The sequence below is a fragment of the Paracoccus sp. KKT209 genome (assembly GCF_055635455.1).
The window spans coordinates 670,296-685,926 of record NZ_CM145758.1 but is presented as its reverse complement, the minus strand read 5'-3'; the positions used below and the strand labels follow the sequence as shown (position 1 = coordinate 685,926).

The window sequence follows — 15,631 nt, the reverse complement described above, 5'->3', positions numbered from 1 at the left end:
CCGGAGGCTGATTGGGATTAGTTACGCGGCCATGTCTTCAGCTTCCAGAGCGGCGTAGAAGTTTGCCTCCGCTTCGGCCGGCGGGATGTTCCCGATCGGCTCGAGCAGGCGGCGGTTGTTGAACCAGTCTACCCATTCGAGGGTGGCATATTCGACAGCCTCGAAGTTGCGCCACGGCCCACGACGGTGGATGACCTCGGCCTTGAACAGGCCATTGATCGTCTCCGCCAAGGCATTGTCGTAGCTATCGCCGACACTGCCGACGGAAGGTTCGATGCCGGCCTCGCCCAGCCTCTCGGTGTATTTGATCGACAGGTATTGCGACCCGCGGTCGGAATGGTGGACGAGCCCCGCGCCCTTGGCTGGGCGGCGATCGTGGACAGCCTGTTCGAGGGCATCGAGAACGAAGCCTGCATGGGCTGTTTGGCTCGCCCGCCAGCCGACGATCTTGCGGGCATAGGCATCGATGACGAAGGCGACATACACAAACCCCTTCCAGGTGGCGACGTAAGTGAAATCGCTGACCCAGAGCATGTTCGGCGCAGGCACGCGGAACTGCCGGTTCACCTTGTCCAGCGGGCACGAGGCCTTCTTGTCGGGGATCGTAGTCTTGTGCGGCTTGCCCCGGATGATGCCTCGAATACCCATGTCCTTCATCAGTCTGGCGACTGTGCAACGGGCGACATCGAAGCCTTCCCGATCCAGCTGACGCCAGACCTTGCGCACGCCGTAGACGCGCCAGTTCTCTTCGAAGACACGCTCGATCTCGGGCCGCAGCGCTGCGTCGCGCCGGGTGCGATCCGACAATCGGGCCGGATCGGCCCGCTTCGCCAGGTGATCGTAGTAGGTGGACGGGGCGATCGGCAGAACCCTGCAGATCGGCTCGACCCCGTGCTTCCCTCGCTGATCGTCGATGAACCCGACCATCACTTCGACCGGCGGTCGAGCTCCGCCATCGCAAATTATGCGCTCGCCTTGCGCAGGATCTCGTTGGCCTGGCGCAGTTCCCGGTTCTCCCGCTCCAGCGCCTTCATCTTCTCTGCCATGTGGGTCGGGATGCCAGAGCGCTTGCCGCTGTCGACCTCGGCCTTCTTGACCCACTCGTTCAGGGTCTGCGGCGCACAGCCGATCTTCGCGGAAATCGACATGACTGCCTGCCAGCGCGATCCATGCTGACCCTCATTGTCGAGAACCAGGCGCACTGCACGCTCGCGCACTTCGGGGGAAAACTTGTTCGTCGTCTTGCTCATGATGCTCCATCCTACTCAGGAGTTGGAGCCTCCGGCAAACCCGGAGCGGTTCATTCACCCCATCCAGCCTGGCAGACGACAACGACATCTTCGACAGGCTAGCGCGATCGCGCTTTCGTAGCCGGTTCCGCCTTTCAGCGGCGGACAGGGCCTACGCGAACAACAAAGGCCGCAGCACGGTTCTTAGTCACGCAAGAGACTTCGTGGCCCAGAGACTCGCGCCCGCTCATCCTCGAAATGACGGCAGGCAGACTCCGATGCGCGGCCATCCTGCCTTTGTGGCCCAACATGCGACCGGGAGTTGCTGCCGCAGCTGCTTACAGAAATGGCACGGGATCGCCAGCGGCCGTCAGATGAGCGACGACGAGCAGGAGAAGGTTGTCGCGCTGATCATGATGTGGATCGATCGGCAGATGAAGGCACAAGGCACCGGCTAGTATGTTTGCGTGAGATTGTGGCGCTGCTGCCCCGGGGACATGAAGAGAGTGCAGGAGCGGCCGCCATTCAACGATAAAATGAGCGGACCCTCAGCCATAGCGCATCGCGAAGGACGAGATTATCGCTCTCCCGGGCAACTGGTCTAAACCCGCACCATGCCCAAGGTTTCTACGCCTCTGCCTTCAATGCAATGCTGCTCGGCGACGCGGCCGCAACATTCGCTGGTGTCAAGACATCGCTGCATCTCAGCCCTCTCGATCCCCTGCTTTACGGTTTTCACGGCGTCCGTGCGCAGATGCTGATCCAACAAGAAGATTATCAGGCCGCGGCTGACTCGTCCGACGAAGCTGCCGCAGCGCCTGGTGCGCATCATCTAATCGCGATGATCGCCCTTGTCGCGAACGGACTTGCCGATAGAGCCAGACAGGCAGACCGGTGGCGGCACCAGGTGGTCCATCTCAGGCACGATGCGACGAGCGACGACTTCCTAACTGCATTCCCCACGCGCGATGCCTCATCACGCATGAAGATTGCGGAGGAGCTGCATCGCCAAGGCTTCTGAAGAGCATCCAGCCTGCGGCGGCGTGCAATTGCGGGAAGATGTCGAGGCACTGCCGGAGCGTCTATACCCCGACAGAAAGCGAATATTGGCCACAGTTGCTGCGGAAAGCATCAAAGGCCGGTTCGAGGAAGCCGCACCGCAGTATCGCTGCTCCGTCGACCGGCTGTTATGGGCGGGAAGCTAACGATCGCGGATGCAGATGGGCAAACATGGCAAGGCCAAGAAGCGGACAGTTGGGGATGGTCAGCACGTAGCCACAGAAGGCTGGCATTGCCAGTTGTTCAGGAGGCTTGGCGTCAGTGCCTGCCCCATCCGCATGCCTGCTATATGCATACAGACTTAGCCCTTCGTGCATGAGGAGGTAGGTCCGCATTGGAAGGAGATGAGCCAAAGCTCTCAATGGCGCTGTTCTCAAGGCTGCTGCTATGATCTGCTATTTGCAGATGACTCGACGCAGGAACGCGCATGCACGGCCACCATAATGAGGCTCTCGTCTTTCTGGCACTTCTGATTGCAGCGGTAACTTCCTATACGGCCTTGGACCTTGCCGGCCGGTTCGGTGCCGCAGCCACTCGATCAGCGCGGGCGACCTGGCTCGCCGGTGCCGCGTTCTCGCTGGGCGGGGGCATCTGGTCCATGCACTTCGTGGCAATGCTGGCCTACTCTATGCCGGGAATGCAGCCGTCCTATGCGCCGGGACTGACCGCATTGTCATTCTTCCTCGCAGTCGGAGCCACGGGCGCTGGTTTCGCGGTCGTGGGCCATCTGCGCCAGCGGGCGCTTGCGCTTCTTCTCAGTGGTCCCCTCATGGGCCTTGGCATCGCTGCGATGCACTACACCGGCATGGCGGCTCTGCAGATCCCCATGAGCGTAAGCTACGACCCGGCTTGGGTGGCAATCTCGCTTCTGATCGCGGTTACTGCCGCCACGGCTGCACTGTGGCTCGCCTTCATGAACACGGGCCAGGTTGAGAAACTCATTGCCGCAGTGGTCATGGGCGCCGCTATTTCGGGGATGCACTTCTCCGGAATGCATGCGGCGGTCTATTCTCCGCTTCCCGGCGGCGAAAGCATCGGCATGAACAGCGTGAACCTTGAGGGGCTCGCCACCTGGGTGTCTGCCATCACTTTCGTGATCCTGTCTCTCGCCCTGCTTGCAGCAACCATGGACCGCCGCGTGGCGCAGCAAAGCCGCCGGGAAGCAGAACTTCTCAGAACAAGTGAGGAGCGCTTCCGGTTGCTCTATCGGCGGACGCCGCTACCCTTGCAAGCTGTTGATCGCGATGACCGGATCCTGGATGTCAGCGACGCTTGGCTCGCCGTGCTGGGCTTTGACCGAAGCCAGGTGGTTGGCCGGCCCATCCGGGAGTTCATGACGCCCGCTTCCGCACAAGACAGAATGGAAGCCACCCGATCGTCGTTTCGTGAGACGGGAGAGGTTCATGAGGTCCAGGCGAGCCTCATCAGCAGGTCGGGAAAGGTGATTGAGGTGGAAATCACCCGCCGGGTAGAGGTGGACGCCAAAGGACAGTTTCTTTCCTGCATTGAAGGACTTGTGGATGTCACGGCATGCAAGGAGGCCGAGACTGCGCTCAGGCAGACTCAGAAGATGGAAATATTGGGGCAGCTGACGGGGGGAGTGGCTCACGACTTCAACAACCTGCTCGCGATCATTCTCGGGAACCTGGAGCTGCTGCGGAAGGGGAACACCGACGACAAGCGCGCTCAGCAACTGATCGACGTTGCAATCCAGGGGGTGCAACGAGGCGCAACGCTGACGCAACGGATGCTTGCTTTCGCGCGCCGCCAGACACTCGCACCTGAGCCAGTAGACGTCATTGCCCTTATCAACGGCATGGTCGATCTCCTGCAGCGGTCACTGGGACCGCAATATGAGCTACAGCTTCCCCAAACCGATCTCGTCGCCGTTGCGAGCGTCGATGAGAACCAGCTCGAAATGGCCCTCCTGAACCTGATCGTCAACGCTCGTGACGCCATGCCACGGGGAGGCTTGATCAAGGTTACCGCGGAAACCGTCGGCGCCGAGCCGTCTTCGCGGCAGATCGCAATCAAGGTCACTGATCACGGCGCCGGGATGGATCCCGATACTTTGGCTCGCGCGACAGAGCCCTTCTTCACCACCAAGGGCCCCACGAAGGGCACTGGTCTCGGCCTCTCCATGGTTCATGGCTTCGCCGCTCAGTCGGGAGGCCAGCTCCAGCTCTCCAGCATGCCTGGGGAAGGAACGGAGGCAACAATCTTGCTTCGAGCAGCGGAAACACCCGTTGCCGCCGAGGCGTTCCATGCACTTCCGGAACGGGTGCATGCGCAGATGATGCCGGCCACGATCTTGGCCGTGGACGACGACTTCCTGGTCCTGATGAACACCCAAGCCATGCTTGAGGACATGGGGCATCGTGTCATCCCCGCGCACAACGGAGAAGAGGCCCTGCGTATCCTGGACCAAACCGGCGATGTTGATCTTGTGATTACCGATCAGGCAATGCCGCGGATGACCGGTTTGCAGCTTGCTGAAGCCATTCATGTTCGGCGCCCAAACCTGCCGGTTGTCCTTGCCACTGGTTATGCAGAGCTTCCCACAGATCATCCCAACATCGCGTTCAAGCTCGACAAGCCCTACTTCCAGGGCCAGCTGGAGAAAGCGGTGCATGAGGCGCTGAGATCAAGGGAAGACATGAACGTCATTCCCTTCAAGCTCCCTGCAAGCTGATCAACGTATCAGCTTTCGGTGCTGCGGCTTCAGCGGGCATTGGCTGCAACCTGCTCGCGGCCACCCGTGGCAAGGTTGTGCGCACGAAGGAGGAACTGCTGGCGGAGGAAGTTGAGCACCACAATCGAAATCCGGCCTCGTTCCATACCCTCGTCCTACCGGTGCACAGCATCGGTCCACTTCAATAAATTTGCGCGCCACCTCGGGGGCGACCGCAGTCGTGGCCTCCAGAACGTGCCTCGCCTTTGATGTTCCCATCTTTTGAGTTGGTGCAGCGGCGGCCCCGGACGGCGGCAGTCCTGCCATGTCGGCGGCAGTATTGTGGGCTCAGAAGGGGCACCAACAGAGTTTGCCGGCAGCATCGATCCACCGCAAAGCAAAGAGGGTCACGTGTCGCAGGTTCACAAACCCACGCACTTGCGCTTGCGCGGGCGGCAGGTGCCGGATCCACCAGCCGCTGCGTCAGGACGAGGGGTATGCCTGGCAGATCCGACCGAAGAACGCGATGCGCTTGTGGTCCAAGATCAGTGGGAGTTTGCCAAGAACGGCCAAGGTGCGGACCTTAGACTTTCTGCCAACTTGCCGATCCCGTCTGCTCGAAAGAAGCTGAACGGATCAGGTCATCGGAGGAGAGGGCCATGGCAAACACTGAAAACGTGCTTATTCATCCTGCCGTCGACAACGGCATAAAGCGAGACAGCTCGGACTTTTCCGGAGGCGCTTTGAGTTGTCATTGCACCAACAGGCCGGTGAGCATCCGCGTCGGAGCGCAAACCGCGCATAACCATGTCTGCGGCTGCACCAAGTGCTGGAAGCCCGAAGGGGCGATCTTCAGCATGGTCGCCGTGGTGTCGCGCGACGCGGTCGAGGTCCTGGAGAACGGCGACAAGCTGCACGTGGTCAACAAGGATGCGCCGATCCGGCGTTACGCCTGCCGCGAGTGCGGAGTGCACATGTATGGCCGGATCGAGAACAAGGACCACCCGTTCTTCGGGCTGGATTTTGTGCATACCGAATTGTCGAAAGACAAGGGGTGGTCAGCCCCCGAATTCGCAGCCTTTGTCAGTTCGGTTATCGAGTCGGGTGTTGATCCCTCCCGAATGGACGGCATTCGGGCACGACTGCGCGAGTTGGGGCTTACTCCCTATGACACGTTGTCACCGCCCCTGATGGATGCCATCGCCACCCATGCTGCCAAGCGCCAGACGAAACCTGCGCCCGCCCAGACACGGCAGAGCGCATCCCCAGTGCCTGCAGAGGCAAAGCAAAGCGCGTCCCCGGCGCCGCAACGGACACCGGCCCCGGCGCCCCCTGCCCAAGAAAGCAGATCAATCTTCACTCGGCTGCTGAACAAGCTTTTCGGACGGTAGTCCGCAATAAGGTGATGTTCTTCACCTGGGACGACAAGATGGATGATGCCAGTCTCGTTGTCCAGCCGAAGCCTTTCTCGACGCACCGCCGCGTTATGCCGTCAGCACTCATGATTGCCGTTTGCGGCCGCATCCAGCGCGACGGTCGCACCCTCCCTCTTGTCGTGCATCAGACTACCGATCACTCTGGGGATCTTGCCAGCATCGGCAAGCGCAATCGGGCGTTGTCACTTCCGGATGACCTTAAAGATGAGATGCAACAAGCCTCGCCTGGCGAGGCAGGAGAACCTCAGGGCGTCCCTGACGCTCGTCGCCTTCGGGATTGCATTGGCGGCTTAGCAGAGGCGATGCAACGACTTGCTGGCGGGGCTGATAGCCCGCCAAGAGCCGACGAGTGCTTCTTTGGCGGATGAACAAGTGCCCTTGAGGCCAAGCACGCTCAGCAGCGTTTCGACGTCTGCCGCTGACTCACTTGCGCCCCATCAAGCGGAACCGGCTCTCTAAAGCTGAGCCGCAGCAGGATGAGGAGGCCAGCAAGATAGTTCGCGAAGATGCCCTTGAAGGCCACGCCGGCGACCAGCGAGCCCACACTCAAAATCCGTGACAACGTTCCCGGAAAGATCAGAACCACCGCGGCGATCAGCGCCGGCGCTGGTGCCAGCGCCGGAGGAGTCAGGCCTCGTCCCGCATAGCGCGGCAGCGGCCATGTCAGGGCACGGACAATGAGGGCGGCTAGAAGGTTCGGCAGAAGCGCAACCAAGCCGCCCGCCAGCCGGGCGAGCTCGAACTGCAGGATGCGCGCGTTCAATGTCGGGAAGCATCGGCTTAGGGCGGGTTCATCATCCTCGGAAACGGTGCCGCCCGCAGCAAGGTTCACTATATGCGGCGGCAAGCACGAGCGACCGCTTCAGGGACGCTGTGCCACGGCAGCGTCAGCCACCTGACGGTCAGCTATGGGCCGGATGGGTAAAATCGTGTCGAGGTTGCTGGTCTAGCTGCTTGAAACTCCCGAAGTCCCCGGCGAAGGCTATCTGCTCTCAGTGGAGGCGATCAATTTCCTAAGCGTAGGGCAGGCAGGCCCACTCCTGTCGCCTCGAACCCTCCATCTACCGCCAACACCTGACCCGTGACGTAGGACGCCTGATCGCTGCATAGAAATGCGATGGCCTGTGCGATTTCTCCCTCTTCCCCGTAGCGGTTCAGCGGGATCGAGTCGTGATAGGCCGCCCGAATTACAGGGCTGTGGACAGCGAGAGCCAGCTTGGTGTCGACCGGCCCGGGTGCCACGCAGTTGGCGCGAATGCCCTGTTCGCCCAGCTCGGCTGCCTGCTGACGAGTCAGGTGGATTACCGCCGCCTTGGAGGTGCCATACGCCACCCGCAAAGTGCTGGCCCGGAGCCCTGAGATGGAAGCGATGTTCACGATCGCACCCCCTGTCCGCGCCAGATGCGGGATCGCCGCCTGCGAACACAGGAACACCCCGTCCAGATTCACCGCCATGATGCGACGCCAGGTTGCCAGATCGGTTTCCCCCATCGGCCGGAAATCGGCGACACCGGCATTGTTGACCAACGCGTCCAGTCGCCCTGACCATTCGACCGTGCGGGCGACCATCGCCTGAACCTGATCCGGGTCGGATACGTCACAGGTGACGGCCAGCGCATCCTCCCATCCCAGAACCACGCGCTGCAGCTCATCAGCGTCGATGTCGGCCAGAACCACGCGCCAACCGCGCTGAGACAGCAATCGGGCGGTCGCCAACCCGATGCCACGTGCGGCCCCGGTGATGATGGCGGTCTTGTCGGTCATGGGGGGTCCTTTCAGGAAATCATCTCAGCCAGTGGATCAGCCACAGCGACATCTGGGGAAAGGCCGCAACGACGGCCAGACCCGCCAGGGTGGCGGCCAGGAACGGCAGCGCCCCCCGCGCCACCCGCTCGATGGGCAAACGGGCCACATTTGCTGCCACGAACAGGTTGACGCCTACCGGCGGGGTGATCAGCCCGATGGCCAGGTTGATCATCACCACAACCCCGAACCAGACCGGGTCCCAGCCTAGCTCGTGCATCACCGGCAGCACGATGGGCAAGGTGATGAACATCACCGTGATCGCGTCCATGAACATGCCCGCGACCAGCAGGATCAACATGATCACCAAGAGGATCACCCACCCGTTGTCCGACAGCGCCAGAAGGCCGCCGGAATAGGTTCCAACCAGATCCTCAACTGTGATGACCCATCCAAACAGGCCCGCATAGGCCACGATCAGCATCACCGTTGCCGAAGATGCTGCCGCATCAGCCAGCGTGTCGTAAAGCGCTCGCAGGGGCAGGCTGCGATAGATCAGGCCGCCGACCAGCAGCGCATAGACGGTGGCCACCAGCGCGGCCTCGGTGGGTGTGAAGATGCCAGAATATATCCCGCCCAGAATCACCACCGGCGTCATCAATCCCCAAAAGCTGTCGCGGAAACTGCGCCACAGCCGCGGGCCATAGGGCAGGCCCCCATGGGGGTCGGGGACCAGCCGATCCAGCGACCCGCCCGCCCCTTTCGGCGCGATGAAGGGCAGCACGGCCAGCATGGTCAGCCCCATGAACAGCCCCGGAAGGATGGCCGCCACAAACAGCTGGGAAATGGACACCTCGGCGATAACCCCGAACAGCACCAGCCCGATCGAGGGCGGAATGACGATCGACAGCGCCGCCCCGGCGCAGACCAGGCCCGCGGCATGGGCGCGGGTGTAGCCGTCCTCCTCCATGCCCTTGATGATCATCGGGCCGATGGCCGCGACAGACGCAGGCCCCGAGCCACTCACCGCGCCCCAGAACAGGCACACGACCGTGCCAACCACTCCCATGCCCCCGGGCAAGCCGCCGACCAGCACCCGGAAAAAGCGGATCATCCGTTCCGCGATGCCGGTGCTGCCCATCAAGGCACCCGCCAGGATGAAGAAAGGGATGGCCAGCAGCGAATAGCGCGCCACGCCCGCCGTGATCAGATCACCCGCCAGTTCCAGCCCGAAGCCCATTCGCCACATCGCGTATAGCGCCGACAGGCCCAGAGAGAATGCCACCGGCACGCGCAGCGCCAGGAGCAGGAAGAACAGCACGATCATCTGCGTGCCGGGGCCGATGTCAGGCATGATCCGTCCCCGCCTGCCGGAATTCATCGATCGCATGCTGCACGAACCGCCAGGCGATCAGCAGAAACGCGAACGGCACCGCCGCTTGGTAATACCACATCGGGATCCGCAGCGCGTAGGAGGTCAGTCCGTTGAGATACAGCACCTGCACCGCCCCCAGAGCCAGCCAGGCAGACGCAACGAGCAGGCCCACCGACAGGATCACGGACAGCGCCACGACCGCCTGCCCCGCCCGGCGCGGCAGCATTGATACAAAAGCCGTGACCGCCAAGTGCTGTCCCTGCCGCGCCGCGATGGCCGCGCCGAAGACGGTCAGCAGCAGGAACCCGTTGGTCAGCAGTTCCTCAGACGAGGCCAGCGAATAGTTGGTGGCATAGCGCACCACCACGTTGGCGAACCCCAGGAGGGTCATGCCTAGGAACAGCACGGCACAGATCAGCCGCTCGGCCTCGCGCGACAGGAAAGACAGCATGGGGACCTCCGGGCGGAGCGGGGCGCGCGGCGCTCCCCGTCCTGATTATTTCGCCTGCGCGATGGCATCCTGGAAGGCCGCGACCAGTTCGGGACCGACCCGTTCGGCCCATTGGTCAAAAGCGGGCTGGGTCGCCGCGCGGAAGGCGGCCAGCTCCTCGGGGCTCGGCTCATAGACCTCCATCCCCTTCTCGCGCAGGAAGGCAACACCGGTCTCGGTTCCCTCGCGGGTGATCTGGCGCTGGTAATCCATCGCCTCGGCCGCCACCTCGCGCAGCATGGCTTGGGTCTCGGCGTCATAGCCGTCGTATTTCTCCTTGGAGATGCCCAAGAAGATCGGGTCGTAGGAATAATGCCACGTCGTCAGGTATTTCTGCACTTCATAAACTTGCTGCGGAATGATTACTGCCCCAATGGGGTTCTCCTGCCCGTCCACAACACCCTGCTGCAGCGCGGTCAGCGTCTCGGTCCACTGCATTTGTTGGGGATTGGCGCCAAGCGCGTTCATCACGTCGATATACATCGGGCCGGCCACGCGCATGTTCAGGCCCTGCATGTCCGCGGGAGTCTTGATCGGGCGGGTGTTGTTCGTGACCTCGCGGAACCCGTTCTCGCCCCAGGCCAGCACCTCGATGCCCTTGCCCCGCAGTATCTCGCGCAGCGCCTCGGCGGGGCCTTCGTCGGCGGTGGTGGCATCCACCTGGGCATAGTTCTCATACATATAGGGCAGAGAGAATACTGCCATCTCCTGCACCAGCGGCGTGACGTTGATGGCGGATGTCATCACGAAATCCAACGCACCCCGGCCCACCATGTCGGCTTGGCGCATCTGGTCTCCCCCTGCCAGCTGTGCGTTGGGGAAGACACGCAGTTCCATCTCTCCGCCACTGCGCTCGGCCAGCAATTCCCCGAACCGCTCGGCTCCCTTGTGCCAGGTCGTGCCGTCACCGGTATTGTGCGAAAGGCGCAGCGTCTCGGCCAGCGCAGCCCCCATGCCCAGTGTCGACACCAAAGCCGTGGCCAGCGCCAGCCGTCCCCATCCCATCTGTGACATCGCAATCCCTCCCCTGGAACCTGCCACCCTCTCGTGGCGTCGGTTCACATCATGGTGCGACGCTTTGCGGCATGGCAAGAAAAAACTTGCATTATCTTCTGTTCTTTCGCCAATCTGTCCGCAACGAATGGAAATTCACATGACCCAGCCCGCGTCATCAGTCCACATCGTGGACCTCCCTGATACCGGCACGCAAAGTGTGGACCGGGCACTTCTGTTGCTGAACCTGATCGGCACCAGCGGTGATCAGGGTGCGACGCTGGCCGGTCTGGTGGCCGGCACCGGGCTGAACAAGGCCACTGTCCGACGGCTGGCCTTGGCGCTGATCCGGGCGGGCATGGCGGAACAGGACGCCGGCAGCCGCTATCACCTGGGCGCGCAGATGCAGGTCCTAGGCGCGCAGGCTGCGCGGCGCCCCGGGCTGATCGCGGCGGCCAGCGAGAGCGTGATGCGCTTGGCGCAGATCACGGGCGATGCGGCGCTGCTGTCGGTGCGGCGTGGGGCCAGTTCGCTGTGCCTGATGCGCGAGGAGGGCAGCTATCCCCTGCGCAGCCACGCGCTGGTCGCGGGCCAGACCCATCCCCTGGGCGTAGGTGCAGGCTCGCTGGCGATGCTGGCCGCCCTGCCCGACGACGAGGCCGACACCATCCTGCGCGCCATCGCGCCAGTGCTGACGGACCGCTATCCGGCCCTGACCCTAGATCGAATGCGCGACCTGATCGCACAAACCCGCGCCGATGGCGTAGCGCTGAACCCCGGCCTGGTGATCGAGGGGTCCTGGGGCTTGGGCATCACGCTGCAGCATCCCGACGGGCGGCTCGCGGGCGCCCTGTCCATCGCCACGGTCGAGGCGCGGATGCGCCCCGACCGCCTGCCCGACCTGACCCGCCATCTGCGCGCCGAGGCCGCCCGGATAGAGGCCCGCCTGGCACAGCCAACCAAGGACAGACAGACATGACCGACCCGATGATCGTCGGCTGGAGCCACACGCGCTTTGGCAAGTCCGACGCCCCCGACACCTGCGCCCTGATGGCCGAGGCCGTGCCCTTGGCGCTGGACCATGCCGGCATCACGGCAGCGGACGTGGACGGCATCTTCACCGGCGTCTTCAACAACGGCTTTTCGCCGCAGGATTTTCAGGGCGCGCTGGTCGGCATAGCGGTCCCCGACTTGGCCCATGTTCCCGCCACACGATACGAGAACGCATGCGCCACAGGCTCTGCCGCCCTGCATGGCGCGATGGATTTCATCGCTGCCGGCCGGGGCCGCATCGCGCTGGTGGTGGGCGCGGAAAAGATGACCGCCACCCCTACCGCAGAGGTCGGCGACATCCTGCTGGGCGCCAGCTTCCATGCCGAGGAGGCGCAGGTGGACGCCGGTTTCGCGGGCCTCTTCGGGCAGATCGCGGCCAGCTATTTTCAGCGCTACGGCGACCGCTCGCAGGAACTGGCCATGATCGCAGCCAAGAACCACGAAAACGGAATGCTGAACCCCTATGCCCATATGCGCAAGGATCTGGGCGTGGCCTTCTGCAACACCGTGTCCGACCGCAACCCCCGCGTAGCGGGACCGCTGCGGCGCAGCGACTGCTCGTTGATCTCGGACGGGGCGGCGGTGCTGGTGCTGGCCGATGCGGACACCGCGCTGTCCATGCGCCGCGCCATCGCCTTTCGCGCCCGCGCGCAGGCCAACGACCCGCTGGCCCTGTCGCGACGCGACATGCTGGCGATGCACGCCGCCCGCGCCGCCTGGACGCAGGCGCTGGACCGCGCGGGCGTGACCCTGGACGACCTGTCGCTGGTCGAGACCCACGACTGCTTCACCATCGCCGAGATGCTGGAATACGAGGCGATGGGCCTGGCCGAACCCGGTCAGGGCCACCGCGTGATCCGCGACGGCGTGACCCATCGCGACGGGCGGCTGCCGGTGAACCTGTCTGGGGGGCTGAAATCACGCGGCCACCCCATCGGCGCGACCGGCGTGTCGCAGCATGTCATGGCGGCGATGCAGCTGAGCGGCGATGCCGGCGACATGCAACTGCCCGGCGCGACCCTGGCGGGCGTCTTCAACATGGGAGGTGCGGCGGTGACGAACTATGTCTCGATCCTGGAGCGGGTGCGATGATCCCCGTTTCGGACCGGGTGATGAACCTGGGCCATTTCCTGACCCAGAACGCCCGCCGCCTGCCCGACGCCCCTGCCCTGATCCATGGCGACCATGTCACCACCTGGGCGCAAATGCAGACCCGTGTCGGCGCATTGGCCCACGCGCTGTCGCGCGATTTTCGCCTGACCAAGGGCGACCGCGTCTTGGTGCAATCCTCCAACTGCTTGCAGATGCTGGAGACGATGTTCGCCTGTTGGCACATCGGCGCGGTCTGGGTGCCCGCCAATTTCCGCCTGTCGCCCGATGATCTGGCCTATCTGGCCCAGTCCTCGGGCGCGCGTGCGATGTTCTGCGGCGCGCAGTTTCCGGACCATGCTGCCGCCTGCGCAGCCCATATCTCGGCGATCATCCCCATCGGCGCATCGCCCCTGGGCCCTGACCACGAGGCGCTGATCGCGCGCCACATGGGCCGGATGCCGCCCGAAGCCGCGGTCACGCGCGATGATCCGGCCTGGTTCTTCTATACCTCGGGAACGACGGGACATCCCAAGGCCGCGGTGTTGACCCATGGCCAAATGGCCTTTGTCGTCACCAACCACCTCTGCGATTTGATGCCCGGCACCACGGAACAAGACATCTCGCTGGTGGTGGCACCGCTGTCGCATGGAGCAGGCATCCACGCGCTTACCCAGATCGCGCGCGGCGTGCCGACCATCCTGCCCACCGGCGACCGCTTCGACGCGGCCCATCTGTGGTCGCTGGTCGAACGGCACCGGGTGACGAACATGTTTACCGTCCCCACCATCCTGAAGCTGCTGGTCGAGGATGCGTCAGTCGCGCGCCATGACCACTCCAGCCTGCGCTATGTCATCTATGCCGGTGCGCCGATGTATCGCGCCGACCAGGTCCGAGCGCTCCAGACGCTTGGTCCGGTGCTGGTCCAGTATTTTGGCTTGGGAGAGGTCACCGGCAACATCACCGTCCTGCCGCCCGCCCATCATTCGCCCGACGACGCGCACATGCGCATCGGCACCTGCGGTCTGGCGCGCACCGGCATGCAGGTGCAGGTCCAGGACGACCAAGGCACTGAGCTGCCCTCCGGCCAGACCGGAGAGATCGCGGTCATCGGCCCCGCCGTTTTCTCCGGCTATCACGACAATCCGGATGCCAATGCAAAGTCCTTTCGCGACGGCTGGTTCCTGACCGGCGACCTTGGCCACATGGACGCGCAGGGGTTCCTCTATCTGACGGGGCGGTCGTCGGACATGTTCATCTCGGGCGGATCGAACATCCACCCGCGCGAGATCGAGGAAAAGCTGCTCACCCACCCCGACCTGTCCGAGGCGGTCGTGCTGGGCACGCCCGATCCCGTCTGGGGCGAGGCCGGACTGGCCGTCTGCGTCCCCCGCGCGGGCACGACACCCGACCCGCAGGCGGTGCTGGACTGGCTAGCCCCGCGCATCGCCAGCTACAAGCGACCCAAGCGCCTGCTGATCTGGGACGCGCTGCCTAAATCCGCCTATGGTAAGGTCACCCGCAAGATGATCCGTGAGGAGTTGATCGCCCGTAATCAATGGCCGCAGCCGGGATGCTGATTCATCCCGGCCCGGCGGATCGACAGCGCGTCCAGGTCGTTCCCTGCTGCGCGCATCCCGTGCGCCTGCGACTGAGGGCAGGGTTGCCGCTGGACCGCGCCGTTGCCGTTGCCGCCCGGCATGCGGGGATCACTGCCGCTTGGCTGATGCTTGAGGATCTACCCTGTGATCGGCTGTCCTTCGTCATCCCGGCGCCGCCGCCGGGCGACGGGCGCGTGGCCTTCTACAGCGATACCCGCATCCTGGGCCCAAGTGCTCGCATCGTCACCGCCGGCCTGCATCTGGGCCAAGGGCGCGCGATCCATGCACACGGCCTCTGGACCGACGCCAGGGGCGCCCTGCAGATGGGCCACCTTCGTCCCGAAGCCACGCGACTGTCGCGCAACGTCCAGATCAGCGGATGGCACTTGGATGGTGCCGTGTTCCGCCGCGGGCCCGACGCCGAGACGGGCTTTCCCCTGTTCAGTCCCGGTCCGCGACCCCGGCGGCTTTCGGGAGGACTTCCTGCGCGACTTGTGCGACTCCGCCCGCATATGGACCTCGTGCCCACGATCAACGCCTTGACGCGCGGCAGGACGCGTGTCCTCGGCCTCGGCAGCCTTATTGGCACGCGCTTCTCTACATGCGCCTCACTGCCCGGCCCAGCGACTGAGATCCTGATCCTAGGCCAGGATCGCGCCCGATTACGCATCGCTTCGGTCAGTCAGGAAGGCACAGTGCATCAAGGCGTGCTCTCAGGATCAAACATGGTCTGCATCACGGCGGAATTGCTGTTGATCGATGCTTAGCAAGCCAAAGCTGACCAGGTCATCCGACAATGGGCATTGAGGGACTTAAACACGAAATCTACCCCGCGTCCGGTAGATCCTGCCGGATGTGGGCTGAAGCGACCTTACCTCGCGTGGCACCCGCC

14 protein-coding genes, 1 pseudogene and 1 other annotated feature are annotated in these 15,631 nt (G+C 63.7%); of the genes and pseudogenes, 9 read left to right on the top strand and 6 right to left on the bottom strand.

Annotation, left to right across the window (positions count from 1 at the left end; genetic code table 11):
- Nucleotides 1-21 precede the first annotated feature (21 nt).
- Nucleotides 22-1,250 (bottom strand): IS3 family transposase gene (locus tag ACZ2G3_RS03465; protein ID WP_470397673.1). Its coding sequence is split into 2 segments (ribosomal slippage): nucleotides 22-965 and nucleotides 965-1,250, totalling 1,230 coding nucleotides; the frame shifts between segments, so codons are not numbered across the junction.
- Nucleotides 853-969: a sequence feature (AL1L pseudoknot), on the bottom strand. Its footprint overlaps the gene before it by 117 nt.
- Nucleotides 1,251-1,258: 8 nt before the next feature.
- Here ACZ2G3_RS03465 and ACZ2G3_RS03460 point away from each other — a divergent pair.
- From ACZ2G3_RS03460 to ACZ2G3_RS03440, 5 genes and pseudogenes are all read left to right on the top strand, one after another.
- On the top strand, nucleotides 1,259-1,687 hold the full coding sequence (locus tag ACZ2G3_RS03460; RefSeq protein ID WP_470399036.1) for a DUF4186 domain-containing protein: 429 nt from the start codon (nucleotides 1,259-1,261) through the stop codon (nucleotides 1,685-1,687).
- A gap of 191 nt (nucleotides 1,688-1,878) precedes the next feature.
- The gene (locus ACZ2G3_RS03455; RefSeq protein ID WP_470397671.1) at nucleotides 1,879-2,250 is read left to right on the top strand and encodes a hypothetical protein; all 372 of its coding nucleotides are present in this window, start codon (nucleotides 1,879-1,881) and stop codon (nucleotides 2,248-2,250) included.
- Between the two features lie 465 nt (nucleotides 2,251-2,715).
- On the top strand, nucleotides 2,716-4,980 hold the full coding sequence (locus ACZ2G3_RS03450) for an MHYT domain-containing protein (RefSeq protein ID WP_470397669.1): 2,265 nt from the start codon (nucleotides 2,716-2,718) through the stop codon (nucleotides 4,978-4,980).
- A gap of 638 nt (nucleotides 4,981-5,618) precedes the next feature.
- Nucleotides 5,619-6,197: pseudogene (gfa, locus tag ACZ2G3_RS03445) on the top strand (S-(hydroxymethyl)glutathione synthase); the annotation flags it as partial.
- A 167-nt stretch (nucleotides 6,198-6,364) separates the two neighbouring features.
- On the top strand, nucleotides 6,365-6,763 hold the full coding sequence (locus ACZ2G3_RS03440) for a hypothetical protein (RefSeq protein WP_470397667.1): 399 nt from the start codon (nucleotides 6,365-6,367) through the stop codon (nucleotides 6,761-6,763).
- A gap of 26 nt (nucleotides 6,764-6,789) precedes the next feature.
- Here ACZ2G3_RS03440 and ACZ2G3_RS03435 read toward each other — a convergent pair whose 3' ends face one another.
- The 5 genes from ACZ2G3_RS03435 to ACZ2G3_RS03415 form a co-directional block, all read right to left on the bottom strand.
- Complete coding sequence (locus ACZ2G3_RS03435; protein WP_470397666.1) at nucleotides 6,790-7,158, bottom strand: hypothetical protein; 369 nt, start codon at nucleotides 7,156-7,158, stop codon at nucleotides 6,790-6,792.
- Between the two features lie 242 nt (nucleotides 7,159-7,400).
- Nucleotides 7,401-8,159 carry an SDR family NAD(P)-dependent oxidoreductase gene (locus tag ACZ2G3_RS03430; protein WP_470397664.1) on the bottom strand — a complete coding sequence of 253 codons (759 nt, stop codon included), beginning with the start codon at nucleotides 8,157-8,159 and terminating at the stop codon, nucleotides 7,401-7,403.
- A 19-nt stretch (nucleotides 8,160-8,178) separates the two neighbouring features.
- Nucleotides 8,179-9,492 (bottom strand): TRAP transporter large permease, encoded by a 1,314-nt coding sequence (locus tag ACZ2G3_RS03425; protein ID WP_470397662.1) that lies wholly within the window; start codon nucleotides 9,490-9,492, stop codon nucleotides 8,179-8,181.
- Nucleotides 9,485-9,964, bottom strand: coding sequence for a TRAP transporter small permease (locus tag ACZ2G3_RS03420; RefSeq protein WP_419269102.1), 480 nt, complete (start codon nucleotides 9,962-9,964; stop codon nucleotides 9,485-9,487). The genes ACZ2G3_RS03425 and ACZ2G3_RS03420 overlap by 8 nt, the downstream gene beginning before the upstream one ends.
- 45 nt (nucleotides 9,965-10,009) lie before the next feature.
- Nucleotides 10,010-11,017 (bottom strand): DctP family TRAP transporter solute-binding subunit, encoded by a 1,008-nt coding sequence (locus ACZ2G3_RS03415; protein ID WP_470397660.1) that lies wholly within the window; start codon nucleotides 11,015-11,017, stop codon nucleotides 10,010-10,012.
- Between the two features lie 139 nt (nucleotides 11,018-11,156).
- On the opposite strand from ACZ2G3_RS03415, the gene ACZ2G3_RS03410 reads away from it, so the two are divergent.
- The 4 genes from ACZ2G3_RS03410 to ACZ2G3_RS03395 are packed head-to-tail and all read left to right on the top strand — an operon-like array spanning nucleotide 11,157 to nucleotide 15,506.
- A complete protein-coding gene (locus ACZ2G3_RS03410) occupies nucleotides 11,157-11,975 on the top strand; it encodes an IclR family transcriptional regulator (protein ID WP_470397658.1) in 819 nt (272 codons plus the stop codon).
- Entirely contained in the window at nucleotides 11,972-13,141 is a 1,170-nt protein-coding gene (locus tag ACZ2G3_RS03405) for an acetyl-CoA acetyltransferase (RefSeq protein ID WP_470397656.1), read from the top strand. Before ACZ2G3_RS03410 ends, ACZ2G3_RS03405 begins: the two co-directional genes overlap by 4 nt.
- A complete protein-coding gene (locus ACZ2G3_RS03400) occupies nucleotides 13,138-14,718 on the top strand; it encodes an acyl-CoA synthetase (RefSeq protein WP_470397655.1) in 1,581 nt (526 codons plus the stop codon). Before ACZ2G3_RS03405 ends, ACZ2G3_RS03400 begins: the two co-directional genes overlap by 4 nt.
- On the top strand, nucleotides 14,697-15,506 hold the full coding sequence (locus tag ACZ2G3_RS03395; RefSeq protein ID WP_470397653.1) for a PPC domain-containing DNA-binding protein: 810 nt from the start codon (nucleotides 14,697-14,699) through the stop codon (nucleotides 15,504-15,506). The genes ACZ2G3_RS03400 and ACZ2G3_RS03395 overlap by 22 nt, the downstream gene beginning before the upstream one ends.
- Nucleotides 15,507-15,631 lie beyond the last annotated feature (125 nt).

Excerpts from the sequence above, each read along its gene's own strand:
- ACZ2G3_RS03410 (WP_470397658.1), top strand. The coding sequence starts at position 11,157 with ATGACCCAGCCCGCGTCATCAGTCCACATCGTGGACCTCCCTGATACC.
- ACZ2G3_RS03450 (WP_470397669.1), top strand. The coding sequence starts at position 2,716 with ATGCACGGCCACCATAATGAGGCTCTCGTCTTTCTGGCACTTCTGATT.
- ACZ2G3_RS03440 (WP_470397667.1), top strand. The coding sequence starts at position 6,365 with ATGTTCTTCACCTGGGACGACAAGATGGATGATGCCAGTCTCGTTGTC.
- ACZ2G3_RS03395 (WP_470397653.1), top strand. The coding sequence starts at position 14,697 with ATGGCCGCAGCCGGGATGCTGATTCATCCCGGCCCGGCGGATCGACAG.
- ACZ2G3_RS03420 (WP_419269102.1), bottom strand. The coding sequence starts at position 9,964 with ATGCTGTCTTTCCTGTCGCGCGAGGCCGAGCGGCTGATCTGTGCCGTG.
- ACZ2G3_RS03415 (WP_470397660.1), bottom strand. The coding sequence starts at position 11,017 with ATGTCACAGATGGGATGGGGACGGCTGGCGCTGGCCACGGCTTTGGTG.
- ACZ2G3_RS03430 (WP_470397664.1), bottom strand. The coding sequence starts at position 8,159 with ATGACCGACAAGACCGCCATCATCACCGGGGCCGCACGTGGCATCGGG.
- ACZ2G3_RS03405 (WP_470397656.1), top strand. The coding sequence starts at position 11,972 with ATGACCGACCCGATGATCGTCGGCTGGAGCCACACGCGCTTTGGCAAG.
- ACZ2G3_RS03400 (WP_470397655.1), top strand. The coding sequence starts at position 13,138 with ATGATCCCCGTTTCGGACCGGGTGATGAACCTGGGCCATTTCCTGACC.
- ACZ2G3_RS03425 (WP_470397662.1), bottom strand. The coding sequence starts at position 9,492 with ATGCCTGACATCGGCCCCGGCACGCAGATGATCGTGCTGTTCTTCCTG.
- ACZ2G3_RS03455 (WP_470397671.1), top strand. The coding sequence starts at position 1,879 with ATGCTGCTCGGCGACGCGGCCGCAACATTCGCTGGTGTCAAGACATCG.